At 66.0% G+C, this 24,285-nt stretch carries 25 protein-coding genes, 2 tRNA genes and 1 pseudogene; 14 read left to right on the top strand and 14 right to left on the bottom strand.

Annotated elements, in window-relative coordinates; all coding sequences use genetic code 11:
- The first annotated feature begins 61 nt into the window (after positions 1–61).
- Positions 62–138, top strand: a tRNA-Arg gene (locus tag RAH32_RS11510).
- 391 nt (positions 139–529) lie between these two features.
- On the opposite strand, the gene RAH32_RS11505 is transcribed toward RAH32_RS11510, so the two are convergent.
- The 3 genes from RAH32_RS11505 to gabT all read right to left on the bottom strand — a co-directional run bounded on the left by RAH32_RS11505 (position 530) and on the right by gabT (position 3,842).
- On the bottom strand, positions 530–862 hold the full coding sequence (locus RAH32_RS11505; RefSeq protein WP_306608077.1) for a hypothetical protein: 333 nt from the start codon (positions 860–862) through the stop codon (positions 530–532).
- A gap of 181 nt (positions 863–1,043) precedes the next feature.
- Positions 1,044–2,483, bottom strand: coding sequence for an aldehyde dehydrogenase family protein (locus RAH32_RS11500; protein WP_373429706.1), 1,440 nt, complete (start codon positions 2,481–2,483; stop codon positions 1,044–1,046).
- Between the two features lie 63 nt (positions 2,484–2,546).
- Positions 2,547–3,842, bottom strand: a complete 1,296-nt coding sequence (gabT, locus tag RAH32_RS11495; protein ID WP_306608076.1) for a 4-aminobutyrate--2-oxoglutarate transaminase — start codon at positions 3,840–3,842, stop codon at positions 2,547–2,549.
- Positions 3,843–3,985: 143 nt separating this feature from the next.
- Here gabT and RAH32_RS11490 point away from each other — a divergent pair, with 143 nt between their 5' ends.
- Positions 3,986–4,564 carry a cupin domain-containing protein gene (locus tag RAH32_RS11490; RefSeq protein WP_306608075.1) on the top strand — a complete coding sequence of 193 codons (579 nt, stop codon included), beginning with the start codon at positions 3,986–3,988 and terminating at the stop codon, positions 4,562–4,564.
- A gap of 38 nt (positions 4,565–4,602) precedes the next feature.
- Here the strand turns inward: RAH32_RS11490 and capA are convergent, their stop codons facing one another.
- Both capA and capB read right to left on the bottom strand, forming a co-directional pair.
- Positions 4,603–6,726 (bottom strand): caprolactamase subunit alpha, encoded by a 2,124-nt coding sequence (capA, locus tag RAH32_RS11485; protein WP_306608074.1) that lies wholly within the window; start codon positions 6,724–6,726, stop codon positions 4,603–4,605.
- 76 nt (positions 6,727–6,802) lie between these two features.
- A complete protein-coding gene (capB, locus tag RAH32_RS11480; protein WP_306608073.1) occupies positions 6,803–8,551 on the bottom strand; it encodes a caprolactamase subunit beta in 1,749 nt (582 codons plus the stop codon).
- A gap of 273 nt (positions 8,552–8,824) precedes the next feature.
- Here capB and RAH32_RS11475 point away from each other — a divergent pair, with 273 nt between their 5' ends.
- The 5 genes and pseudogenes from RAH32_RS11475 to RAH32_RS11455 all read left to right on the top strand — a co-directional run bounded on the left by RAH32_RS11475 (position 8,825) and on the right by RAH32_RS11455 (position 12,498).
- Positions 8,825–9,778 (top strand): AraC-like ligand-binding domain-containing protein, encoded by a 954-nt coding sequence (locus RAH32_RS11475; protein ID WP_306608072.1) that lies wholly within the window; start codon positions 8,825–8,827, stop codon positions 9,776–9,778.
- A gap of 182 nt (positions 9,779–9,960) precedes the next feature.
- The gene (locus RAH32_RS11470; protein ID WP_306608071.1) at positions 9,961–11,328 is read left to right on the top strand and encodes a purine-cytosine permease family protein; all 1,368 of its coding nucleotides are present in this window, start codon (positions 9,961–9,963) and stop codon (positions 11,326–11,328) included.
- Positions 11,329–11,552: 224 nt separating this feature from the next.
- Positions 11,553–11,987 (top strand): annotated as a pseudogene (locus tag RAH32_RS11465) (aldehyde dehydrogenase family protein); the annotation flags it as partial.
- Positions 11,984–12,109, top strand: a complete 126-nt coding sequence (locus RAH32_RS11460) for a hypothetical protein (protein WP_306608070.1) — start codon at positions 11,984–11,986, stop codon at positions 12,107–12,109. The pseudogene RAH32_RS11465 and the gene RAH32_RS11460, both read left to right, overlap by 4 nt.
- Positions 12,106–12,498 (top strand): RidA family protein, encoded by a 393-nt coding sequence (locus RAH32_RS11455; RefSeq protein ID WP_306608069.1) that lies wholly within the window; start codon positions 12,106–12,108, stop codon positions 12,496–12,498. Before RAH32_RS11460 ends, RAH32_RS11455 begins: the two co-directional genes overlap by 4 nt.
- 80 nt (positions 12,499–12,578) lie before the next feature.
- On the opposite strand, the gene RAH32_RS11450 is transcribed toward RAH32_RS11455, so the two are convergent.
- Both RAH32_RS11450 and RAH32_RS11445 read right to left on the bottom strand, forming a co-directional pair.
- Complete coding sequence (locus RAH32_RS11450) at positions 12,579–13,076, bottom strand: FAD binding domain-containing protein (protein ID WP_306608068.1); 498 nt, start codon at positions 13,074–13,076, stop codon at positions 12,579–12,581.
- A 96-nt stretch (positions 13,077–13,172) separates the two neighbouring features.
- Positions 13,173–13,877, bottom strand: coding sequence for a GntR family transcriptional regulator (locus RAH32_RS11445; protein ID WP_306608067.1), 705 nt, complete (start codon positions 13,875–13,877; stop codon positions 13,173–13,175).
- A gap of 92 nt (positions 13,878–13,969) precedes the next feature.
- Here RAH32_RS11445 and RAH32_RS11440 point away from each other — a divergent pair, with 92 nt between their 5' ends.
- A complete protein-coding gene (locus RAH32_RS11440; RefSeq protein WP_306608066.1) occupies positions 13,970–14,941 on the top strand; it encodes an XdhC family protein in 972 nt (323 codons plus the stop codon).
- On the top strand, positions 14,941–15,492 hold the full coding sequence (locus tag RAH32_RS11435; RefSeq protein ID WP_306608065.1) for a nucleotidyltransferase family protein: 552 nt from the start codon (positions 14,941–14,943) through the stop codon (positions 15,490–15,492). The genes RAH32_RS11440 and RAH32_RS11435 overlap by 1 nt, the downstream gene beginning before the upstream one ends.
- A gap of 7 nt (positions 15,493–15,499) precedes the next feature.
- Here the strand turns inward: RAH32_RS11435 and RAH32_RS11430 are convergent, their stop codons facing one another.
- The 6 genes from RAH32_RS11430 to RAH32_RS11405 all read right to left on the bottom strand — a co-directional run bounded on the left by RAH32_RS11430 (position 15,500) and on the right by RAH32_RS11405 (position 20,346).
- The gene (locus RAH32_RS11430) at positions 15,500–16,435 is read right to left on the bottom strand and encodes a LysR family transcriptional regulator (RefSeq protein ID WP_306608064.1); all 936 of its coding nucleotides are present in this window, start codon (positions 16,433–16,435) and stop codon (positions 15,500–15,502) included.
- Positions 16,436–16,484: 49 nt separating this feature from the next.
- Positions 16,485–17,378: an ABC transporter permease subunit gene (locus RAH32_RS11425; RefSeq protein ID WP_306608204.1), complete on the bottom strand. Its 894-nt coding sequence runs from the start codon at positions 17,376–17,378 to the stop codon at positions 16,485–16,487.
- Positions 17,378–17,563: a hypothetical protein gene (locus RAH32_RS11420; RefSeq protein WP_306608063.1), complete on the bottom strand. Its 186-nt coding sequence runs from the start codon at positions 17,561–17,563 to the stop codon at positions 17,378–17,380. Before RAH32_RS11420 ends, RAH32_RS11425 begins: the two co-directional genes overlap by 1 nt.
- A 193-nt stretch (positions 17,564–17,756) precedes the next feature.
- On the bottom strand, positions 17,757–18,512 hold the full coding sequence (locus RAH32_RS11415; RefSeq protein WP_306608062.1) for a BMP family protein: 756 nt from the start codon (positions 18,510–18,512) through the stop codon (positions 17,757–17,759).
- A 155-nt stretch (positions 18,513–18,667) separates the two neighbouring features.
- Positions 18,668–19,921 carry an amidohydrolase family protein gene (locus tag RAH32_RS11410; RefSeq protein WP_306608061.1) on the bottom strand — a complete coding sequence of 418 codons (1,254 nt, stop codon included), beginning with the start codon at positions 19,919–19,921 and terminating at the stop codon, positions 18,668–18,670.
- Positions 19,922–20,223: 302 nt separating this feature from the next.
- Entirely contained in the window at positions 20,224–20,346 is a 123-nt protein-coding gene (locus tag RAH32_RS11405) for a hypothetical protein (RefSeq protein ID WP_306608060.1), read from the bottom strand.
- Positions 20,347–20,568: 222 nt separating this feature from the next.
- On the opposite strand from RAH32_RS11405, the gene RAH32_RS11400 reads away from it, so the two are divergent.
- Together RAH32_RS11400 and RAH32_RS11395 are read left to right on the top strand one after the other, a co-directional pair.
- Positions 20,569–21,513: a hypothetical protein gene (locus tag RAH32_RS11400; RefSeq protein ID WP_306608059.1), complete on the top strand. Its 945-nt coding sequence runs from the start codon at positions 20,569–20,571 to the stop codon at positions 21,511–21,513.
- Positions 21,514–21,581: 68 nt separating this feature from the next.
- Positions 21,582–22,064 (top strand): hypothetical protein, encoded by a 483-nt coding sequence (locus tag RAH32_RS11395; protein ID WP_306608058.1) that lies wholly within the window; start codon positions 21,582–21,584, stop codon positions 22,062–22,064.
- Positions 22,065–22,106: 42 nt separating this feature from the next.
- Here the strand turns inward: RAH32_RS11395 and RAH32_RS11390 are convergent.
- Positions 22,107–22,190: transfer RNA gene (locus tag RAH32_RS11390), tRNA-Tyr, on the bottom strand.
- Between the two features lie 121 nt (positions 22,191–22,311).
- On the opposite strand from RAH32_RS11390, the gene rlmB reads away from it, so the two are divergent.
- The 3 genes from rlmB to RAH32_RS11375 all read left to right on the top strand — a co-directional run bounded on the left by rlmB (position 22,312) and on the right by RAH32_RS11375 (position 24,258).
- A complete protein-coding gene (rlmB, locus tag RAH32_RS11385) occupies positions 22,312–23,115 on the top strand; it encodes a 23S rRNA (guanosine(2251)-2'-O)-methyltransferase RlmB (RefSeq protein WP_306608057.1) in 804 nt (267 codons plus the stop codon).
- A gap of 93 nt (positions 23,116–23,208) precedes the next feature.
- Positions 23,209–23,616, top strand: coding sequence for a YHS domain-containing (seleno)protein (locus tag RAH32_RS11380; RefSeq protein WP_306608056.1), 408 nt, complete (start codon positions 23,209–23,211; stop codon positions 23,614–23,616).
- Between the two features lie 210 nt (positions 23,617–23,826).
- On the top strand, positions 23,827–24,258 hold the full coding sequence (locus tag RAH32_RS11375; protein WP_306608055.1) for a CoA-binding protein: 432 nt from the start codon (positions 23,827–23,829) through the stop codon (positions 24,256–24,258).
- Positions 24,259–24,285: the final 27 nt, after the last annotated feature.

The following is a 24,285-nucleotide window of genomic DNA, read 5'->3' as shown; positions in this document are numbered from 1 at the left end:
GTTCGTCTGACGCCGCTACAACCTTGCCAAACGCCCTGCCAGGGGTCAAAAGGGCAAAGGCGGCCCCGTGGCTCAACTGGATAGAGCAGCCCCCTCCTAAGGGGCAGGTTACAGGTTCAAGTCCTGTCGGGGTCACCAGTGAATTCACGGTGTGCGAATGAGGCATAAGCGTGCACGTTTCAGCCTTCGCGTGCACGCCCCCTGGCAAGGGTTTTGCAGGGGCAAGCCGCCTGTGATCGCCTAAATAGCTGCTGCAAAAGGAATTCTCGCTGCGGAGACTCCCGCGTCCTGCGCAAGCGCGGGTTCCGGCAGCAACCTGGCCGGATTTGGTGCCGCGGCTTTTTACCCTGCTGCCAGGGTCCGTCTTGCCTATTCGATTACGCCGAACTCACCACGACAGACCATGAAACCGTGATAGGGCCGGTTGCCGGGTGCGCATGGGCACGAATCTTCCCCGACCGGATTGCGGCGATGATGCGCCCGACAGAAATCCCGCTATTGGCCTGAGCCTTCTGGATGGTCTCTCACCTCACCTCGCCGGGCTCGGTAACTGCCAGGCGTTCAATTCGTCGGCCAGTGCCTTTCCATCCGCCTCGAGCCAACGGAGCCGCGCCCCGGGAAGGCGCGTGGGGGGCCGAAGGATGCCGTCCTGCTCCAGCGCTCGCAACTCCACCCGGCGCATCTCCTTGGTGCCCAGATAGGCGAAGACGCCGCCCTGCCCGTAAAGCCGCCGCTTCAGCCTGTCCTTGTCATAGGCGCCGGAATAGCACAGGTCGATCAGCGACATCGGCGACAGCCCGCCCGCCCGTTCGCGCGAAAAGGGCGAGATCTCTCTCACCCTCGCCGGAACCGGTGCCAGCATCCCGCCGCGCCCCGAAGGGAAGCTGTTCGGCGATGGTGCCGAAGCGGGCCATCACCGACTCGTCATGTTCGATCGTATCCTCGGCTATGGCCGTAACCTGGGCGCCTTCGGCCCGGAACAGGCCAAGCCGCATGGTCGTGGTGCCCGGATTGATGGTCAGGATGTGGGATCAGTCCATTGTCTAACCTGCCAGGCAGTAGGAGGTCTTGACGGTCGTATAGAACTCGACCGCGTGGCGGCCCTGTTCGCGCGGTCCATAGGAGCTGCCCTTGGTGCCTCCGAAGGGGACGTGGTAATCGACGCCCGCGGTGGGCAGGTTCGTCATTATCATGCCCGCCCGCGCCCGCCTGCGAAATTCGCGCGCCTGGCGCAGCGACGTGGTGCAGATGCCCGCCGACAGGCCGAAGTCGCTGTCATTGGCCACCGTGACCGCCTGGTCGAAATCATCGACGCGGATGACCGCCGCGCAGGGGCCGAAGATTTCCTCGCGCGCGCAGCGCATCCCGTTATGGGCGCCCAGGAACAGGGCGGGGCGCTGGTAAAAGCCCTCGGCCGGGCCGTCCAGGCGTTCGCCGCCGATCACCTCGCAGCCCTCGGCGCGGGCCAGGGCGACATAGCCCAGGTTGCCCTCCAGCTGCGCGCCCGACACCACCGGCCCGACCTGGCTGGCAGGATCCAGGGCGGGGCCGACCCGCAAGGCCAGCATCGCGCGCAACAGCCGGTCAACGAAGGCGTCATGGATGCCCGCCTGCACGATCAGCCGCGAGGACGCGGTGCAACGCTGTCCCGTGGAATAAAAGGCACCGTTCAGGCAGGCCTCGACCGCCTGGTCCAGGTCGGCGTCATCCATCACCAGCATGGGGTTCCTGCCGCCCATTTCCAGTTGCAGCTTCTTCATGCGCTGGATGGCGGTGGCGGCGATGGCGCGGCCGGTGGGGACCGATCCGGTAAAGGACAGGGCGGCGATCTCGGGCGCCTCGACGATGGCCTGGCCGACGACGCGCCCCGACCCCATGACCAGGTTGAACACCCCCGCAGGGCAGCCCGCATCCTGGATGACCTGCGCCAGCAGGTGCGCGGTGCCGGGCACCAGCTCGGCGGGCTTCAGCACGACCGCGTTGCCGAAGGCCAGTGCGGGCGCGACCTTCCAGGCGGGGATGGCGGCGGGAAAGTTCCAGGGGGTTATCAGGCCCACGACGCCCACCGGCTCTCGCGTGACCTCGATGTCCACGCCGGGGCGAACCGATGCCAGCGCCTCGCCAGTGACGCGCAGCGCCTCTCCGGCGAAGAAGCGGAAGATCTGGGCCGACCGGCGCAGCTCGGCCCGGGCCTCGGGCAGGATCTTGCCTTCCTCGCGCGCCAGCATGGTGGCAATCTCGGTCGCGCGCGCCTCGATCCCGGCGGCAACGCGGTCCAGCAGGTCGGCGCGCGCCTGCGGGCCTGCGGCGAACCAGGCGGGTTGCGCCGCTGACGCCGCCGACGCGGCCTGCGCCACGTCATCGGCGGTGCCCGCGGCGTAAAGCCCGATCAGGTCGGACAGGTCCGAGGGGTTGCGGTTTTCGACCGCCTCGCCGCCGTGAACCCAGCGGCCGTTGATCAGGTGGGGACGGATGTCGGACACGGGCCTGGCCTTTGACAGAGGGAATGGGAAGACGGCAGGCCCGCAGGCGCGCCCTCCGGGGGATCAGGCGGCCTGCCGCATCGTCGCCGCCTCGACCGAGGCTTCGATGATGTCCAGCGCCTCGTCCAGTTGCGCCATCGGGATGGTCAAGGGCGGCAGCAGGCGGATCACGTTGTAGCGGGTGCCGCAGGACAGAAGGATCAGGCCGCGTGCCTCGGCCTCGGCCACGATGGCGCTGGCCAGGGCGGCGTCGGGGGCGTTGGTGGCGCGGTCGGTCACAAGCTCGAAGGCGTTCATCGCGCCCAGGCCGCGCACCTCGCCGATGCACTCCATCCCCTGCCGGGCGGCAATCTGCGTCAGGCGGGACCGGATCGCTTCGCCGATTTCCGCCGCGCGGTCGCACAGGCGTTCCTCGGCGATCACGTCCAGAACGGCATGGGCCGCAGCCACCGCCAGCGGATTGCCCGCATAGGTGCCGCCGATGCCGCCCGGGTCGGGGGCGTCCACGATGGCGGCCCGGCCCGTCACGGCCGACAGGGGAAAGCCGCCCGCCAGGCCTTTGGCCATCGTCACCAGGTCGGGCGCCACGCCCGCATGGTCGAAGCCGAACATGCGCCCGGTGCGCGCCATGCCGGCCTGCACCTCGTCCCCGATCAGCACGATGCCATGGCGGTCGCAGATCGCCCGCAGCGCGCGCAGGAAGCCCGCGGGCGCGATGGTGAAGCCGCCCTCGCCCTGCACCGGCTCTATGATGATCGCGGCCACGCGGTCGGGATCCATGGACGATGCCAGCAGCCGTTCCAGCTGCGCCAGGGCCTCGGTTTCCGTCACCCCGTGGAAGGCGTTCGGAAAGGGGGCGTGCAGAATTTCGGGCGGCATGGCCCCGAAGCCCTTCTTGTAGGGGGCGACCTTGCCGGTCAGCGCCATGCCCAGCAGCGTGCGCCCGTGGAAGCCCCCCGAAAACGAGATGACCCCCGACCGTCCGGTAAAGGCGCGCGCCATCTTGACGGCGTTCTCGACCGCCTCGGCCCTGGTGGTGGCAAGCATGGTCTTCTTGGCGAAATCGCCGGGGGTGGCGGCGTTCAGGCGTTCGGCCAGGCGCATATAGGATTCGTAGGGCGCGACGTGGAAACAGGTATGGGTGAAGGCCTGCGCCTGCCGGGCCACGGCCTCCATCACGCGGGGGTGGCGGTGGCCGGTGTTGTTCACCGCGATGCCGGCGGCGAAGTCGATGAAGCGGCGGCCATCGGCGTCCCAGATCTCGGCATTCTCGGCGCGGGCGGCATAGATGCCCCGGGTCGCCACGCCACGCGCGACGGAATGGGACTTGCGGGCGGACAGTTCGGCGGTGCTGGTCATCTGAACCTCATCGGACGGGTTGATCCTGTCTAGGGTTTGCTCAATATTCTGGGCAAGATCATTCCCGATCCTGCGCGCCCTGCGACAAGAGATCGGGCGCTGTGGCGCAGGTCGGACGTGTTCGCCCGGAAAGGATGGACCCCATGCAGGATTTCGATGTCGGTGAAAGGTTGCGGGAATTGCGCCGGGTCGCGGGCCTGTCCCAGCGGCAGCTGGCGGATGCCTCGGGCGTGCCGCATGGCCAGATCTCGATGATCGAGATGAACCGCTCCAACCCTTCCGTCGCGTCTCTGCGCAGGATCCTGGGCGGAATGGGGCTGACGATGTCGGAATTCTTCGAGCCTGACATGCCCGTCACGCAGGCGGTGTTCTTTCGTCCGCAGGACATGCGCGACCTGACGGCGCGGCTGTATTCCACCCTGGACGATCCCCGGGGCCGGATCACGTTGAAGCAGGTGGGCGATGCCCGGGCGCATAACCTGCAAATCCTGCACGAACGCTATGAACCGGGCGCGGACACGGGCGAACAGATGCTGGAACACGCCTCGCATGAAGGCGGCGTCGTGATCGCCGGAGAGATCGAGCTGACCGTGGGCGGCGACATCGCCGTGCTGAAGGCGGGCGACAGCTATCTGTTCGACTCCACCCTGCCCCATCGGTTCCGCAACCTGGGCGACCGCGAGGCGGTGGTGGTGTCGGCCTGCACGCCCCCCTATCTGTGAAACGGGCGGGGCCACGGGCGGCCCCGCGCCCCTGGCCCTCAGGCCTCCTCGGCGGCCAGTTCCGCGCGCTGCGCCATCCCGGCCTGCACGCCCAGGGTCAGGACATAGACGCCGGATTCGTGCAGTTCCGCCAGCCAGCCGGGTTCGATGACGATGGTCGTCGTCACCTCCTGGATCACGGCGGGGCCGGAGATGCGGTCCCCGGCGCCCAGCAGGGCCCCGTCATAGACCGGCGTCTCGTGCGGGATCCCTTCGGCGTTGAAGATCATCTCGCGCGTGCCGCGCAGCGCGGAATGGGCGCCCTTGCCCCGCGCCAGGGTGGTGCGGCCGGGCCGGTCCACGGCGCCGGTGATGGCGCTTTCGACATTGACGACCTCGACCGCGCTTTGCGGCTCGGAATAGGTGTAAAGCTCCTCGTGCCGGGCGTGGAAGGCGGCCTTCAGGCGGTCCAGCGCGGATTCGGTGATCTCGAACGGGTCCACGTCCACGGTGCATTCATGCACCTGCCCGACATAGCGCATGTCCAGGCTGCGGCGGATGCTGATCTTGCCATCGGCAAAGCCGTCCAGGGCCAGATCCTCGCGGCCCCGGGCCTCCAGCCCCGTGAACAGCCGGTCCAGCCGCGACGCTGCCTCGGCGCCCTCCAGCCGCACGGGGGCGGGGGCCATGTAGTTGTATTTCACGTCCGACAGGATCTGCCCGAAGGCGCACAGCCCCGAGGCCAGCTTCGACACCAGCACCTTGCGGATGCCCATCTCGCGCGCCAGCGCGGTGATATGCGCGCCCGTCGCGCCGCCCGCGCAGTTCAGCACGAAGTCGCGTGGGTCATAGCCGCGTTCGACCGACACGCGGCGGATGGCGTTCACCATGGTGTTGTTGACGATGGTGAACATGCCATGGGCGGCCTTTTCGACGCTGATGCCCAGCGGATCGGCCAGGTGGGTGCGGATGGCCCTGCGCGCCTTCTCCACGTCCAGCGGCAGGCGGCCGCCGACCAGGCCTTCGGGGTTCAGATAGCCCAACACCAGGTTCGCATCGGTGGTGGTGGGCTTTTCGCCGCCCTTGCCATAGCAGGCAGGTCCCGGTTCGGATCCAGCCGATTGCGGCCCCATCTGCAACAGGCCCATGCCGTCGATCCAGCCGATCGAGCCGCCGCCCGCGCCCAGGGTTTCCACCTGGATCATCGGGATGCCGATGCGATAACGCAGGAAGTCGATGTTCTTCGACACATTGGCGCGTCCGTCGCGGGTCAGGGTGATGTCGAAGGACGTGCCGCCCATGTCCACGGTGATGATGTCGCGCATCCCCCAGGGCTCGCCCAGCCACATCGCGGCCTGGGGCGCGGATGCGGGGCCGGAATTGATCGCATAGACCGACTGGTCGGCCACGACTTTGCCCAGGGCCAGCCCGCCGTTCGACTGGAAGTAGCGCACCGGCTGGCGCGCGCCGAGCCGCTGGAAGTATCCGTCCACGGCCCGGACATAGCGTTGCAGGATCGGCGCCAGATAGGCGTTCACGATTGCCGTCGAGGTGCGGGTGTATTCGCGCACCTGCGGGTAAAGCTGGCTGCCGATGGTCAGGCGCGCGTCGGGCATCATCTCGCGCACGATCTGGGCGGCGCGAAGCTCGTGGTCGGGATGCAGCACCGACCAGACAAAGGAGATGGCGACCGATTCCACCCCTTCGCGCAGGAAATGGCAGCAGGCCTCGCGCACATCGTCTTCGTCCAGGGGCGTGTGGACGGTGCCGTTCGACAGCACCCGTTCGGACACGCCGCGGCGCAGATAGCGCGGCACCAGCATGGTCGCGGGCGGGTATTCGGGATCATAGCGATAGCCGTCCTCCTTGTGGCCCAGGCGGATCTCGATGCTGTCCTCGTGGCCCTTCGTCGCGATCAGGCCGGTTTTCGCGCCGGTATGGGTGATCAGCGCGTTCAGCCCGACGGTGGTGCCATTGATGCACAGATCCGCGTTCGACACGATGGTGTCGGGCGAAAGGCCGGTTTCCTCCTCGATGATCTTCAGGCCGTTTCGGATGGCCTCGGTCGGGCGGTTGGGGGTGGACAGCGCCTTGAAGATGCGCACCTCGCCCTTGCGGTCGGCCAGGATGAAGTCGGTGAAGGTGCCGCCGGCGTCGATGCCAAGGCGATACTGGTTCTGCATGGGATGCGTCCTTTGCGGGAAACCGGGGGCACAGGCGGCAGGCCGTGCAGGCCCCGGCGTCATGGGGAAACGGGGATCAGGCGGCGCGCAGGCGCGCGGTTTCGGCTTCGTCCACGGTCAGGGATGCGGGGTCTGCGATCACCACGCCATAGTCGCGGCGCGCGCCCTCGACGCTGACAAGGCCGTCGCGGACATCCTGGAGAACGCGGGCGATGTCGCGTTCAAAGGGGTTGCCGTAACCGCCGCCGCCGGGGTTCTTGTTGGCGGCGCGTTCGCCGGGCCGGATGGTCTCGATCACGTTTTCGGTGATGATCCGGGTTTCGCCGCCCCGCGTGACCTCCAGCCGGCCGACCTTGGTTTCCACCATCTCGGACCGCGCGCCCGCCGCGCCCATGGCGGGGATGCGGCGGCCTTCGCCAAAGGTGATCAGCGTCATGGGGCTGTCCAGCGGCTCGACCTCCCAGCAGGTGCCCGACCCGCCGCGATGCCTGCCGGCGCCGCCCGAATCCTCCATCAGGGAATAGCGGTGGATGATGATGGGATAGCTGTGTTCCAGCATCTCGATATCGCCGCTGGTCAGCGCCCCGAAGCAGCATTCCGGCCCGCAGGCGTGCCAGCCGTCCTGCGTCGCCGTGGCCCCCGCCCCCGAGATGATCGAGGCCAGCACCATGGTCACGTACTCCTCGTCATGGCGGGTGTCCCAGCCGGCGATGTTGCAGCCGTTGGCATGGCCCCAGCTGGCCGAAACCTTGGCGGGCGCCGCCTGTTCGAAGGCCAGCCGCACGGCATCCGTCAGCGTCTCCATCGGCGTGGTGGTGCAGTTCATGTGCGGCGCGGGCGACTGCGCGTTGCACAGCGTCCCCTTTGGCCCCATGTCGGTCGTGACGCAGCGATACAGCCCCTCGTTGTAGGGGGGCGGAAGCTGGGCGAACATCATCAACCCCAGATAGACCCCGGAATGGCTGTTGCCTTCATAACTGTTGATGAAATAGGGCACCTGCGGCGGAGAGTTGACGGCGATATGGCAGTTGTCGCCCGCGATGGTCACGGTGGCGGTGATCTCGAAATCGCCAAAGCCGTGGCCCGCGTCCTCCAGGATGGCGGTGCCGGAATAGGTGCCGTCGGGCACCCCGGCGATCAGCTTGCGCATATGCGCCTCGGCCATGTCCAGCAGTTCGGCGATACAGTCCTGCACGACCTGCCTGCCGTATTTGTCCATCATGCGGATCAAGGCCCGCGCGCCGACCTGGCAGGCCCCGATCAGCGCGTTGAAGTCACCTTCCTGGTCGCGACGCGCCCGCATGTTGGTCAGCAGCAGGTTCATGACATCCTTGCGCGGCTTGCCCCGGTCCCAGATCTTGACGGGCGGGATGCGCAGCCCTTCGGCAAAGATCTCCTTGGCGTTGGGGTTGTATCCGGCGGGGACCGGGCCGCCGATATCGGTCAGGTGGCCCTTGCAGACGGTCCAGAAGACCAGTTCCCCCTGATAGAAGACCGGCATGTACATGCAGGTGTCGATGATGTGCGACCCGCCATAGGCCGGATCGTTGTGCAAAATCAGGTCGCCTTCGTGGATGTCGCCGTCAAAGTAGCGGGCGACCGATTTCATCGCCGGGATCAGCGATCCAAGGTGGATGGGAATGTCCTGGCCTTGCAGGATCATCTCGGGCGTGTGGTTGAACAGCGCCGTGGAATAATCATGCGCCAGGTTGAAGACCGAACTGCGCGCCGTCTGTTCCAGGGTCAGCGTCATCTCTCGCTGGGCCGTTTCCAGCACGCCGCGCACCACCGACAGCGTGATCGGATCGACATTGCGTTTCTTCATTGCTCAGGTTTCTCCCGTGTTGGCGGCGGCGGCGGCGTGGGGTTTCATCGTCCCCTGATCCGCCGCCCGGCATCGGTCGAGAATGGCTGCGAACGGACCCCCGTTCTTGCAGCGGGGCGAAGGATCTGTTGCCGATGCGTGCAGCGGCGGGGCGGCCCTTGCCGGCGGGCGCAGGAAATCTTGTCAGCCCGTGCAGGGGCGGCAGAATCCGGTTTCTTGCGACAGCGCGGTTCGCCCACTACCATGGCAGGGGGCTTTCTGGAAGGAGGGCACATGGACCTGACCGCATACAGCACTGCGGGGCTCGATCCCACGGCCCGCGCCGCCGAATGGAGCCGGGTGATCGCGGACACCTATTTCCCGCTGCAACTGACCTTCAGGGAACCGGCGGCATTTTCCGGCAGGCTGGAACGGCGCAGCATGGGGCAGGTGTCGCTGTCGCGGCTGGCCACCGGTCCGATGCAATACGAACGCCAGGCCCGCCACATTTCCCATGCCGACCCCGAGGAATACCTGATCACCGTGCCCCGGCGCGGCCCGGTCGGCTTTCGCCAGCTTGGGCGCGATGTCCGCTGCGACCCCGGCGGCTTCATCGTCGAACGCGGCGACGAACCCTATCGCTTTTCCTATGCCGAGCCGAACGAGCTGTGCGTGCTGAAGATCCCCAAGCGGATGCTGGCGGAACGGCTGCGCAGCCCCGACCGCTTCTGCGCCCAGGTCATCGACGCCCGGTCCGGCCTGCCCCGGCTGATGACCGTCATGATGGCCGAATTGCAGTCGCTGACCGGGACCGAAGCCCATGCCGCCGCCATCCTGGGCCGCCAGATCGTCGAGGTTCTGGCCATCGCGCTTGACGAACGGCTGGACCGCGACCAGGGGGTCAAGTCCTCGGTCCGGGCGGGCCATCTGCGCCGGGCTGAACGGGTGATCCGGCAGAACCTGTCGAACCCCGCGCTGTCGCCCGATTTCGTGGCCGATCACTGCGGCATCTCGAAACGCTATCTGCACGAGCTGTTCAGCGACACGGACAAGACCGTGGCGCAGTTCACCCGCGAAGAACGGCTGTTCGCGGCACGCGACGCGATTTCCTCGTCGCAGACGCTATCCTTGGCCGAAATCGCCTATCGCTTCGGCTTTTCCGACCAGGCGCAGTTTTCGCGGCTGTTCAAGGCGCAGTTCGGCATGACGCCGTCAGACTGCCGCCGCACGGCCTGCGGCGCCGCCTGACAAGAAATCGCGCGTTGCCGCACAAGACGCGGCCGCGCCCCTTTCGCACCATCACCGGCACTGAAACGGGGATCACGCCGACCTGCGGGCGCCGATCACGTCCTGGCGCCCGTGAGACCGCAATCTGCCACGCGCCATCCCCGTTCGGTCAAAAGTCCAACAAAATACGGGGAGTTTTATCAATGGCTGGAACCCTGCAAACCGCCTCCGAGGCGCAGGAGCTGGAGTTTTCCGACCGCCCGGTGCCTGCCGACCAGCGCATGGGCCGTCTTCCGCTGACGATGGCCTGGTGGTCGGTCTGTTCGGCGATGTTCTATCTGGTCGTGGCGGCCACGCTGGCGCTGGCCTATGGATCGGTCAACGCGATCATCGGCCTGGTGCTGTCGGTCGCGGCCTATGCCGCCGTCAATGCCGTCCTGGTGCGGCACGCGATCCGCACCGGCCTGTCGGTGTCGCTGTTCTCGCGCATCCTGCTGGGGCGCACGGGCGCGGCCATCGCCACGCTGATCTTCTTTGCGACCGCCATCTATTACGCGGTCTTCGAGGGATCGGTCATCGCCCTGGCGATCCAGAGCCAGTCGGGCCTGGCCTATCCCCTGGCCGCGCTGGTGGTGGTTGTCTATTCCGTACTGCTGATCTTCGGGTCCATCCAGAACTGGCTGGACAAGCTGAACGGCCTGCTGCTGCCCTTCTATCTGCTCGGGTTGCTGGCCGCGGTGGGCCTGGCCATTGCCGAATACGGCTATTCCGACGCCTGGCTGAACCTGGGGCCGGAAGGCGGCGCGCCCGCGACCGGCTGGTGGGACTGCTTCGTGGCCTTCATGGGCATCTGGATCCTGATGATGTTCACCTATGATTACGCCCGCTTCGGCAGGGCCGAGGACGCGGCCTATCACGCGGCAGTCAATTTCGGCGCGCCCTTCTATCTGGTGGCCTTCCTGCTGAACGGCCTTGCGGGCATCTTTCTGGCCGCAAGCCTGCCCACCGAAGGCGGCGTGACCGAGGTGTCGGTCGTGCTGGCGCTGATCCAGCTGATGGGCCTGGCGGGGCTGGCCTTTGTCTGGATCAGCCAGACGCGGATCAACACCGCCAACTATTACCTGGCCGCCGTGAACATGGAAAGCTTCGCCCAGACGGTGTTCCGGCTGAAGCTGCCCAAGATCTTCTGGGCCTGCGTGGTGGGCGTGATCTGCTATCTGCTGATGCTGGCCGATGTCTTCGCCTATATCCTCCAGGCGCTGGCCTACCAGGGCATCTTCGTGGTGGCCTGGGTCGGCATCGCGCTGGTCCACATCCTGACCGAGGGCAAGGAGGGCGCGGCCCATGACCGGATCAGCTTCCGGCTGCGCGACACGCCCGCGATCGATCCCGCAGGCCTGGGCGCCTGGCTGTTTGCCGCAGGGATCGGGCTTGCCCTGCATTTTGCGGGCGGCGGAATGGCCACTTTCTCGGCCCCTGTGACGTTCGTCGCGGCAGCGGCAGTCTATGCCGTCCTGAACCGCCCCTCCCGCCAGGCCGACATGACGCCTGAGGGTGGGATCGAGAGTTGATCCGCAAGCCGGACACTTGGGGAAGCCATGGGCAGATCCGGCTTGGAAGCCCGCACCAGTCGTTGCCGGCCTGGCCTTCATCGGTCAGGACGGCAACAATCAGGATGGCCGTTGGCAACCATCCTCAGCCCTCGGTTACACATCCAGGAACGAACTCGCAGACAGATCCACGTAACGAAACAGGTCTGGCGGCTTAGAAGCTCGGGGCGGCCCAAGCTCTCTGCATCGGCCAGGAGGAAGGGGCCGAACTGCTTTGCAGGGGCGAGCGGCTGGAGCGGAAAACGCCGGGTCCTTGCATGGCACCCGCCGTCTTTGCCCGCACCCGCAACGACATGCGCATCAACCGCGAGGAAATGTTCGCGCCGATCACCTGCTTCATCCGCGCCGGCAGTTATGACGAGGCGCTGGCCATCGCCAATGACAACGCCTTCGGGCTGACGCGGGCATCATGACCCGCAGCCTTGCGCGCGCCAGCCATCTCCGCGCCAACATGCGGGCGGGCTGCGTGATGGTGAACCTGCCCACGGCGGGCACCGATTACCACGTCCCCTTCGGCGACCGCGACGTCCAGCTTCGGCCCGCGCGAACAGGGCCGTTATGCCGCCGAATTCTACACCACCGTGAAAACAGCCTATGTCGCGGCGGGGGCGCCGGAATGATCCGCGCGCCGCTGGTCGACGGGCTGCAATATGCGAACTGGTCGGAAGGCATCTTCCGGCAGATGCGCGGGGTGCCGGGGCAAGCAGCAATGACAACGACTGATCCGAAAGTAATTCCATGATGCTGGATCGCCTCAATCCCGGACCGCGCATGAGCGAGGCCGTTGCAGTCGGCGATATCGTTTTTCTGGCCGGCCAGATCCAGACGACGCTGGAAGGCGATATGGCGGTTCAAACCGCCGAGGTCCTGACAGGCATCGACGCCGTCATGGCGGAACTGGGCGGCAGCAAGGCCGACATCGCATCCGTTCAGGTGTGGCTCAGCGACATGGCGGATTTTCCGGGCATGAACGCAGTCTGGGACGCCTGGATTGATCGCAAGCATCCTCCGGCACGAGCAACCTGCGGCGTGACGCTTGCGCGACCCGGCACGAGGGTCGAGATGATCGCAATAGCACGTCGTCCCGGCACAGGTGCTTGGGCTTCATGGCCGCCATGTTTTTCAATCTAACGCACGTATATCATTGAATGCCCGAAGCCCAAAATCCACCTTATGCCGCTGGGACCACAGGGCAACAAATCCCGAAACCTTTAAACAATCACCTCCGAAGCCCGGACTGTGCAGCAGAACAGGCCGGCACCGACCCGCATCGCGATCTGGGCTTTGTCAGCCCCAGGGCATTCCGATGAGGCCCCGTCGGCGATCAGCGGCGGGATCGAATCCGCCGAAGGCGAGGCCCGGCATATATTGCCGATCACCGTGGCGCGGTTGCGCACCTGGATCGAGGCCAGGGCCCGCATCGCCGTCTGCAGGTTCGGATAGCGCGCGGCGACATGGGGCGAAGCCTCAAGTTGCCCGGCGGTGACAAGGGCGCCAAAGCGCAGCCCCTCGGCTTCCGACCAGTCGATGCGGTCCAGACCCGGCACGCGCTTGATGTTGATCAGGTGCGACATGCTGCGCAGCCGTTCGCGGATTTCGACGAACAGGTCGGTGCCCCCGGCCAGCAGAAAAGCGCCTTCCCCCAAGGTTGTCATCAACCGGGAGGCCTCCTCCAGCGTTGTGGGTTCGTGATAGTCGAATCGTCTCAATTCGCCCTCCTCTGGCTGGTCGCAAGCATCTGTCTTGTTGCCTGGCCGCTTTCCGTCAGGGGGCTACGCCGGGATATCTGGTTTCCGAGCCTCTTCTCAGGCGGGGTCCGCCGTGCTTTCGCGCAGGAATTCACGCTCAAGCGCCAGAAGAAGCTGGGTATTCACGGATTCGGCCTCGTGCCCGTCGCCACGCAGCAGGGCCGCAAGGGTTCTGGTATGGGCGATGACGCCCGAAAAGCTGGACTGCCGCCCGGAATTGCGCATCCCCAGCAGCGGCTGGCAGGCGATCAGTTCGCTCACGAAGCGCGACATCATGACGTTGCCGGCCAGTTCGGTGAACGCCGCATGAAACGCGCGCGAATGGTGCCGCCCCTCGATGATGCGGCCTTCGTCATAGGCCGCTGCTTCCTGGCGCAGGATGCCTTCCAGCCGGTCGCGGCCCCCGTCGTCCAGACGTCCTGCCAGGGCGACCAGGGCCGCGCCTTCGTTGACGATCCGCGCATGCATGATCTGGCGCGTGGTTTCCGGCGAATACTGCACCACGGTCGCGCCCCGGTTGGGTGTCAGGTTCACCAGACCGGCCTGGGCCATCCGGGCCAAGGCATTGCGCACCGCCTGCCGGTTCGCCTGCGCACCGGCCGACAGTTCGCGTTCGACCAGCCGGTCGCCGGGCTGAACACGATGCTGCTGGATGGCGTCATTGATCAGCCGCATGACGCGCTCCTCGGCCTCGGCGCCGCTCTTGCGCGGTTCGTCAGCCTCAACCCCGTGGGCGGTGATGGGAAAATGTGCCTGGTTCATATCACGCCAGATTGTCAACAATTCTCAGCTTGCTATTGCGCCGAAAGATTGTCAACAATGTTCTTGCGTCCTCCACAATGAAAGATCGTGCCATGGACCTGCAACCCAGCCCTGCCCAGACGGATTCGCAGGCCTGCAGCCATCCTGCCCTTCTGGATCCGTGGGAGGCAGCCCTGGCGGCGGGGCCGGGCACGGTCATGGCGGTCCTGACCGCCACCCATGGTCCCGCGTATCGCAATCCCGGGACGGCCATGGCGATCGCGCCGGATGGCCGCTTCGCAGGCACGCTCACGTCCGGCTGCATCGAGGCCGACCTGATCCTGCAGGCCCAGCGTGTCCGCGCCGACGGCAGGCCGCTGCACCTGCGCTATGGCCAGGGATCGCCCTTCATCGACCTGCGCCTGCCCTGCGGCGGCGCGATCGAGGTGATGCTGTTCCGGGTCAACGACCTCGATCTGCTGGCAGAACTGTCCCGCAGCCGCGCCGACCGGCGCCCCGTGTCGCTGAGGCTGTCGCCAGACGGCCGCCTGGCCCTTGATGCGGCAGAAAGGGGCGCAGCAGGCGGTGTCATCATCCCCTTCAAGGCGCCCATCCGATTCGTGATCTTCGGTGCGGGGGCCGAGGCGGCCGTCTTTGCGGATCTGGTGAAATCCATGGGCTATGACCATGTGCTTCTGTCGCACGAGGATCGCAACCTGGACGCAGCCCAGGCGATGGGCTGCACCGTCCGCCGCCTGGGTCCGATGCCGGATTTCAAGGAACTTGTCCCTGACGACCGGTGCGCGGCGCTGCTGTTCTATCATGACCACGATTACGAACCCCAGATCCTGCGCGCGCTTCTGGACCGCCCGGCCTTCTACATCGGGGCCCAGGGCAGCCGCGCAACCCAGACCGCCCGGTTGGAGCATCTGGCCCGGATGGGCGTGCCGCCCGATCTTCTGGAACGGGTGCGCGGCCCCATCGGGCTGATCCCGTCGTCGCGCGACCCCCGGCTTCTGGCGATCTCGGTCCTGGCCGAGGTGGTGATGGCCGCCGGCGATCCGGTCGTGGCCCCGACGCCCTGATGCGCCTGGGCATGATCCTGGCGGCTGGCCAGTCGCTGCGCTTCGGGGCAGACGACAAGCTGGTTGCGCCTTGGCAGGGGCGGCCGCTGATCACCTGGGCGGCCGAGGCCTTGATGCAATCGGGCTGCGACAGGCTGGGCGCGGTGATCTCGTCGCCAGCGGTCGGTGCCGTCCTGCCGGACGATTTCGTGTTGCATACCCTGCCGTCCGGCCTGCCGATGTCGGCATCGTTCGGCCTTGCCTTGCGCCAAGCCAGGGTTGCAGGCGCGGATGGCCTGCTGATCTGCCTGGGCGACATGCCCAACGTTTCGGCCGCGCTGTTGCGGCGGCTGCTGACGTCAGGGGAAAGCTGCGCCTGCGTGCAGGGCGACAGGCGGATGCCGCCCGCCCATATCGCGGCGGGTGATTTCGGCAAGGCCCTTGGCCGGTTCGAGGGGGACCAGGGCGCGCGGGAATTTCTGGCGACGCTGCCCCGGGATCGGCTGATCCCCATCGATACGCGGACTGCCCATGACATCGACCGGCCCGGCGATCTGTCGGGTCCTGCCTGATGCGGCGTCAGGCAAGCGCGGGTGGCGGCGTGGCGTCGGCGTGGAAGGCACGGATGGCCGCGGCATTCGCCAGGATCATCTCGCGCAGCCGTTCCGCGGCGGGGGACAGGCTGCGATAGCGGTGCTGAAGGACGGCAATCACGCGCGTGACCCGCGGCTCTACCAGTTCGACCTTGCGGACCTGGACGGCCGGGGCCAGTTGCTGCGAATTCTCGGGCAGGACGGAAATCCCCATCCCGGCCGAGATCATGCTGATCGCCGTCGATGAAAAGCCCACCTCGTAGCTGGGGCGGAAATTCGGCGCGACGCGGATCATGGTGCGTTCGACGATGTCGCGCAGGGGGTTTTCGGGCGCCAGGACGATCAACCGTTCTGCGGCCAATTCCTCCCACCGGACCTGTTCGCGCTGCGCGAAGGAATGATCCGCGCGGCATGTGACCATCAGGCGGTCGGTGGCGACGGGGGTGGTCATGATCTCTGGATCATCGTCCAGCAGGGTTCCGATGGCGATGTCCACCTCGTTGCGCTTCAGGGCGACGCGGATCCGTTCCTCGGCCATGTCGTGCAGCTTCACGGTCATGCCGGGGTGCTGTTCCAGGAATTGCGCCAGAAGCGGCGGCACGATGGTGGCCGCCAGCACGATGGCCGCCGCGACCGTCACCTGCCCGCATTTCAGCGTGGCGCGGTCGCGGATGCCCCGCGTGGCCCGGTCCAGATCCTCCAGAACCTTGCGGGCCTGGGGCAGGAACTCCTGGCCCGTGCTGGTCAGGCTGGCCATGCGGGTATGGCGGTCGAACAGCCGAACGCCCATTTCCGTTTCCAGTTCGCGGATCAGGATGCTGACGGCGGACTGGGTCAGACCAAGGCTGTTGGCCGCCACGTTGAAGCGCCCCAGATTGGCGACCGCGATGAAAGCCCGGACCTGGCGCAGGGTGATGTTCATGATCGCCCCGGACCACGCCCGAAGGATCCGTCTGGTGCCATTTCCGCGGTCAAGCCGACATCGCCCCGGCGGGATGGTGCATCACCGCCCCGGCTGCGCCGGGCGGTTGCTTCTTGCCCGCCATCATCAGGATGCGGTCGCAAACGGCGAACAGTTCCTCGAACTCGGTCGAGATCAGCAGGATCGCCCTGCCCTTGTCGCGCTGCCTGAGCATTTCCTGGAGAATGAACTCGATCGCGCCGATGTCGATGCCGCGGGTCAACTGGCTGACCAGGATGAAGTCGGGGTCGCGCGCCAATTCGCGGGCCGCGACCAGCTTCTGCTGGTTTCCCCCCGACAGGTTGCCGATCGCCTGCGTCTCGTCCGGGGTCTTGATGCGGAAGCGCGCGATCAGGTCGCGCGTGTGCCGGGCGATCCGGCGGCGTTGCAGCATCCCGCGGGCGGCAAAGGGGGGCCGGTCGTGGGTGTGCAGGATGGCATTCTCGGCCAGGGTCAGGGGCAGAAGGATGCCCATCTTGTGCCGGTCCTCGGGGACATGGGCAAAACCGCGTGTGTTGATCCGGGCCTGATCCATGCCTGTAACATCCTCTCCCCGCAGGATCACCCGCCCGGAATCGACCGGCAGGTTCAGCATGATCGTGGTTACGATCTCGCTGGCGTGGAAGCGCACCTTCAGCCAGCCTGCAATCCCGGCCCAGAAGGCGCCGCCGACCGCACCCGCGATCAGGACCCCCGGGACATAAAGCCAGGGTGTCAGGCCTTCGAAGCTGACGCCCACCAGGGTCGCGGCGATGGCACCGACATAAAGCTGTCCTTCGGCCCCGATGTTCCACATCGAGCAGCGAAAGGCCACGCAAAGCCCGGCGCCGATCAGGATCAGGGGCACGGCCTTCAGCAGGATCTCGGTCACCGAACGGAAGTCCTGGAAGACGCCCAGGATCATCACGGTGAAGACATCCGACCGTTGAACCCGCTCAGCGCCAGCAGCGCCGCGCCGAAGACAAGCGCCGAGGCAACGGCGGCGGCAGGCCGCGCGATGGCCAGGGCCGCGGCCCTCAAGGCCCGGCCGATCCGCCGGGACGCGGGCGTCGAGGCGAGGCCTTCTCCGTCCCGTTCGATCTGTGTCATGCTCATGGACCTTCTCCCCTGATCCACCGCGACCCCTGCGCGGGGATCGCGGCGGGATCCCATTACTGGCTATAGGTCTGGATCTCGCCCGAGGCGATACGGGCCGCGACCTCGGTCACCTCGGCCTGCAGCTCGGCGGGAACGGGCGCGGGACCGTCTTCGCGAAAGCTGAACTTGATGACGTTCGGATCCTTCAGCCCGAAGACGACATTCGATTCCGGCTGGTGCCTTCCCGGATCGCGCTAACGACATCCACCACGCCCTGCGCATAATCCGCCACGTAAAGGCCCAGGATGTTTTGGGGCGCGACTTGGGTGAAGTCGCTGAAGATGCTGAAGGTCTTGACGTCAGGACCCGCTTCCGCGATCGCCTGGTATCCGCCCACCGTGGCGCCCGAGGCATTCGGCACCACGAAATCCGCCCCTTGCGCGATCATGCTGAGCGCGGCTTCCTTGGCGGCGGTGGTGTCGGTGAAGTTGCCGATATAGGCCTCGCTGATCGGGAAATCGGGATCGACGCTGCGGGCGCCCGCCTTGAAGCCCGCGAAAGCCTGCTGGATCGGCGGGATTTCCATGCCGCCGACAAGCCCGGCCTTCTTGCCCATCTTCGCCGCGACGAAGCCCATCAGGTAGAACGGCTGGCTGGCGTCGGTGTTCAGCCCGATCACATTGCCCTCGTGGATGTCGCTGGACGAGATCAGGAAGATCGTGTCCGGGTAATCCTCGGCCACGCTCAGCGCCGCGTCCTGGAACTCGAACCCGTGGCCCAGGATCACCTGATAGCCTTGGCTGGCATAGTCATAGAAGGCCTTCTCGAACGAGGCCGGGTTCTGCTGAAGCTCGATATAGCTGATCTGCGCGCCAAGCTGTTCCTCGACGCCCTTCAGCGCGTTGTAGCCGATGCGGTTCCAGCCTTCCTCGGATACGCTGCCGGGAACCAGAAGCCCCATCTTGAATTCCTCGGCCCAGGCGCGCCTGCCGAAAGCATCCCGGCAAGGGCCAAAGGCCTGGCTCTTTTCAGCGCCGTATTTCGAAATACACGCATTTCCATCGTCATACTCCTGTCAGCGGGGTGATGCCCGGTCGTGATGCAGGCCGGCGCCCCTTACGGCGCGCAGGCCACCCGGGCGGGTTCTGGATCGGCCAGCCGGGCCGAGGTTTCGGAAACCAGCCGGCCCCGCGACAGGACCCGCATCCGGTCCGCGCCCCCGGCCACCAGGGTTTCCGTGTCGATACAGTCGGTTAGCACCAGGTCGGCCCAGGCGCCGACCTTGATCCCGTGATCGCCACCCAGCCCCATCAGCCGCGCGGGAACCGAGGTGATCATCCGATAAGCGTCGGCCAGTTCGTCCGCCATCAGGTGGCCTGCCAGCAGGGTCCACCGGGCGATTTCCAGCATGTCGCCCGATCCTGTCGGCACGAAGGGATCCTGGATATTGTCCGAGGCGGTGGCGACCGCCACGCCCTCGCGCATCAGTTCGGCCACCCGCGTCAATCCGCGCGGCGGCAGCGTCTCGTGATCGCGGGCTTGCAGATAAAGGTTCGCCGCAGGCAGCGTGACCGCGCCGACATCCAGTTCGATCATGCGGTCCATGATGCGCCTTGCATCCGCGCGCGGCATCGCGCTGAGGACCGAGATGTGGCTGAACACCGTCCTGCCCTGCATCCCATAGCGTTCCACGCAATCCAGCGCGGCATCGAAATGGACCCGCGCGGGATCCAGATGTTCGTCCAGATGCAGATCGACCGGCTTGTCCGCCCGCGCCGCCGCAGCGAACAGGATGTCGATATAGCGCGCCGGATCCTCGCTGACCGCGGGCGTTCCGCCGACGACATCCCCGATGGCCAGCGCCGCGTCGATATTTTCGGTCAGACAGTCGAAATCCTGCCCCGGATGCGGGGTCATGAAGGCCACCAGTTGCAGCGTCAGCCGGTCGGCCCATTCGTCGCGCAGCCGTGCCAGGGCCTCGATCCCGTTGAAGCGGGCGTCCTTGTCCACGTTGACATGGCTGCGGATCGCGGTGGTCCCCCGCGACAGGCAGCGCCCCATCGTCCGGGTCGCGCGGCGGGTGATGTCTTCCGGTCCGGCCGTCCGGGCATATTTCGCAAAGGCTTCCCGTGCCCCTTGCAATGTGCCCGACGGGTTCGGCGTGAAGCGCAGCACCCCGGTCTTGTCCAGATGCTGGTGCATGTCCACAAAACCCGCCGAAATCAGCGTTCCCGCCATGTCCCAGCGGTTTGCGTCGGGCGGCAGCGGCAGGTCGGGACCGATCGCCGCGATGCGTCCGTTACCTTCGATCAGGATATCGTTCCGAACGACGCTGCCATCGTCGCGGACGATCTGGCCACCACCCAGCACCAAAGCCCCTTGTCTGTCGGCAGGTCCCAAACGTGGCTCAAGTTCAGCAGTCCGCATGACCCTTGATCTCATCCTGTTTGCCTTGTTCAGCATAGGGAGCAGGGGTTTGTTTCCGCAAATTCATTATTCAAAGAAATCAATGAAGTAATCCAAACAATCGATCCGGGAGATCCGGGCCCGCGCGCTTGCGCGCAATCGACGTGGGAACATCCCCTTGCGGCCCAATCGCCCGAACGGACGAGGTGTCGCATTCGACCAGCTTCATCGCGGGCAGGCTACGCCTCGACCGCGACCTGCCCGTTTCACCACCATCGCGGTGCGGCCTGGTCAAGACGGTGCAGGCTATTGCAGGCCTCCAGCATCTCCATGACACGGGGGCGCAAGGGATAGGCGATCAGGACATGGGGCTTTTCTGGGGGCTTCATGCGTTCTCCAGGTGGCGGGCGGCCTGGACGGCCGGGCCGGACCTTCCAGGTATCACCTGGCATCCGGCACGAGTGACAAAGTGATCACCCTTCGCAAATGTTCTTGTTTCGTTCACTTTCTCGACGTGCAATACTGTCCTTCGAACAACCAGGAGCAGTGCATTGCTGAAACGGGCGACCATTCAATACCGGGAAGCCAGGGCGGATGGCGCGTTGCGGGGAATGGACCTGAAGGCAACGCTGGTCGATGTCCTGCGCCGCCGGGCCGAGAATCACCTGATCGGAGAGAACGCGCGGCTGAGGGCGATCGACCTGGACGGGGATGGCAGCCATGTCGTCCTGAACAAGGTATCCTCGCCCCCCACCTGGGACGGGCCGGTCTTTTGCGGCCAGATCATCCATGTCAAGGCCGGGGCGGATATCCAGGCGGTGTTGCAGTCGCTGGACGACGATACAGACGAATTCCTGGTCCAGAACGTCGATATCGGGCGGGGCGCGCGGGTTGTCAAAGGGGTGCTGTATTTCGCGGTCAACCAGAACCATGTCGGCCTGATCGAAAGCACGGCGGTCAAGGCGGCCATGCTGGAACGCTATCTTACGGCCCTGCTTCGGCAGGCAGGCGAACTGGGCGGGGAAGAACGCATCATCCTTCTGGCAAGGTTCCTGGCGTCCGGGGAGAAGGGGCTTACCGAGTTCAGCGACCTGACCCTGTCCGCCCGCCCGCGGTATCGCAGCCCGCAGTGCGGGGATCTGTTCACCCGCCTTGCGGGCGAGGCCCGCGACGAAGGGGCGACGGTCTTCGACATGCTGCGCATGATGGGCTGGCAGGACGATGCGCTCGCCCGGCTCGAGGCCGAGGTGCCAGAGGGAGGCCGGGTCGAAGGGCTGCTGAAGGTCTTCATCAAGGACCGGCGCCACAAGGTCCGCATTCCCAGGGCGGCGGTCGAGGAGGCGCTGCGGAACCTCGATCCCGCCGATCTGGGCCTGCATGGCGACGGACGGGAACAGGGCGGCATGGTCAAGCTCTCGGTGGTGAAGGACATCGCAACGGAAGGATCGCTTCTTGATCCGACCGATGCTATGCTTCGGATCGTCGAGGCCCTGAGGGAATGGGCCGCTGCCGGGAAGATAGATTGCCGCTTCGAGGGCCAAGAGTTGTTGCACTGACCGCAGGCCTGGCAGCCGGCGCAATCCTGCCGCCGGCGCTTCTGATCGGCGATCCGTCGCGGATGCTCGTGACCTTTCTGGGGCTGGTGTCGGCCAGCATCCTTCCGACGGTTTCCCTGGTGATCGGCAGCCTGTCGTCGGCGGGGCGTTCGGTCATGAAGATCGATGAACTGGCGCAGGAATTGACGCGCGCTGTCCATACCCTGTTTTCCATCCTGGGCCTTGTCGCGGTTGTCGTGGCGCTGCTGATGGTGATTGCGGTCGTCCCCGATATCGGCTGGCGGCTGCCCTATGCCCCAACCGAGATTCCCGACGCGGCGCGGCGGGGCCTGCAATCGCTGGCGCTGCTGTTTACCGTGGTCGCCACGCTGGAAGCGGTGAAGATTCCCCGCATCTTGGTCCGAGTGCTGGCGATCAAGAAGGAAATCGCGATCTTCGAGGCGCGCAAGGCCCTGGCCGATAAGTCACCCTCGGACGCCGATGTCAGGCAGATGTTCCCCAAGAAGGAAGGCTTCGGCAAGACCATCCCTTTGGACAGCCTTCGATCCTGACCCGCAGGCTGGGCAGGTCGTGAAATGAATTACCAGGGGAAGTGGTGGGCGACCCTGGAATCGAACCAGGCATGGGTCTCCCCGGCGGAGTTACAGTCCGCTGCCGCACCTTGCAGCACGTCGCCCGCCGAGCCAATCGGCGTGGGGGGTCATTAGCGGGCGGGACACGGGGCGTCAAGCGGATTTCGGGGCCTTGCGCCCGGTACGCATCCCGCGCGATGAAGGGGCCAGCCGAAAGGATCCGCGCATGACCGAGCGACCGGGAAAATCCAAGAAACCCACCTGGGTGATCGACAAGGAACGCGCCCGCCGCGCGGCTGCGGCGGAAACCGTGTGGTTGTTCGGGCTGCACGCGGTGCGCGATGCCCTGGCCAATCCCCGGCGCGAAAAGCTGCGGCTGGTGGTGACGCCCAATGCGGTGGACCGGCTGGGCGACCTGCATGGCCTGACGCCCGAGATCACCGATCCCCGCGTCTTCGGAAAGGCGGTGCCGCTGGCCCCCGACAGCGTCCACCAGGGCGCCGCGCTGGAGGTGAAGCCCCTGAAATGGGGCGGTCTCAGCGATGTGGTCCTGCGCGAGGCCGCGGGCGAAAGGCGGCCCCTGCTGGTGGCGCTTGACCGCGTGACCGACCCCCACAACATCGGCGCCATCCTGCGATCGGCCGAGGTGTTCGGCGCACGCGCGGTCATCGCCCCCGCACGCCATTCCGCACCCGAAACGGGCGCCCTGGCCAAGACAGCATCGGGCGCCCTGGAACGGCAGCCCTATCTGCGCGTGCCGAACCTGGCCGAGGCCTTGTCGCAACTGAAGGGCATGGGCTTCATCCTGATCGGCCTGGACGGAACCGGGACGACCGCCCTGCCCGACCTGCTGGGCAGGCTGCCCGGCCGGGCCGTGTGCCTGGTCCTGGGGGCCGAGGGACCGGGAATGCGCGAGCTGACCATGAAAAGCTGCGACCATGTCGCGCGCATCCCCTTTGCCGCCGACTTCGGATCGCTCAACGTATCGAACGCGGCGGCGGTCGCGCTGTATGCGGCCAGCATGGCATAGGGATCACATCGCTGCGACATTTTTCGCCGCAGCGTTGAGAATCAGGGCCAGCGGTGCCAATTAGGCATCCTGCTGCCAAGAAACGCCTGACTCATGAAAACGCTGCTTCTCTCGCTGATCCTGACTTCGGCGCCTGTTCTGCCGGCCCTTGCCCAGGACTGGGCCATTGACGGATTCGATGCTGTCGGCTTTCTGGAAAGTGGTCAGCCCGTTCCCGGAAGGCGCGACATTTCGACGCTGTGGAAAGGCCAGCTTTGGCATTTCGCGTCCGAGGAGAACCGCAACCGCTTCGAAGCCGATCCCCGCAGCTTTGCCCCGGCTTTCGGCGGGTTGTGCCCTGTCGCCCTTGCAGAAGGACGGCGTGTGCAGGGTGACGCTCGACACTTCGTCGTGATCGGTGATACACTATATCTTGTCGGGTCGCAGGGGTCCGCGCGCAAGCTGCAGCAAGCCCCCCACGACATCCTGGCACGCGCGCAGGAAAGCTGGAAAACCCGGTAAGATCCGGGCCGCTCTTTCCATCACGAAATTGCGATATCTCTGGAACTTTTCCAGGGTGTTGCCCATTTACCATTTGGAACATGACCTCGGAACCGTCATGTTCAGATCACTGTCCCTCGTTCCGCGACTTGCGCCCGGCCAGACTTCTGGACCGGGCGCCTTTTCTATGCGAGGGTTCTACAACTTTTGGACGAGGAGGGGAGGCCCGTCATGGAAGTCGATTTCAAGGACGATGAGGATATTGCACGCATTGCCCGCACCGTAAGGATCGTGGCGGTCGTCGGGCTCTCGCCCAACGAGCTGCGGCCAAGCTGGGGCGTGGCCCGCTATTTGCAAGCCAATGGCTTCCGGGTCATCCCGGTCAATCCCGGACACGCCGGCGGCACGATCCTGGGCGAGACCGTCTATGCAAGCCTGGCGGATATTCCGAAATCGGCGCATGTGGAAATGGTTGACATCTTCCGCCGGTCTGAAGCGGTCGGTCCCATCGTGGATGATGCTCTGGCTCATCTTCCCGACTTGAAGTCGATCTGGTTGCAACTGGGCATCCGTAATGACGCCGCCGCCGCCAAGGCACAGGCAAGGGGCATCACGGTCATCCAGGACCGATGCCCCAAGATAGAGTTTCCCCGCCATCTGTAACGAAAAGGCCCCGGCAATCGCCGGGGC

Origin of the sequence: Paracoccus yibinensis (assembly GCF_030846195.1) — a bacterium.
Classification (GTDB): domain Bacteria; phylum Pseudomonadota; class Alphaproteobacteria; order Rhodobacterales; family Rhodobacteraceae; genus Paracoccus; species Paracoccus yibinensis.
This window is presented reverse-complemented; position numbering and strand designations above follow the sequence as displayed.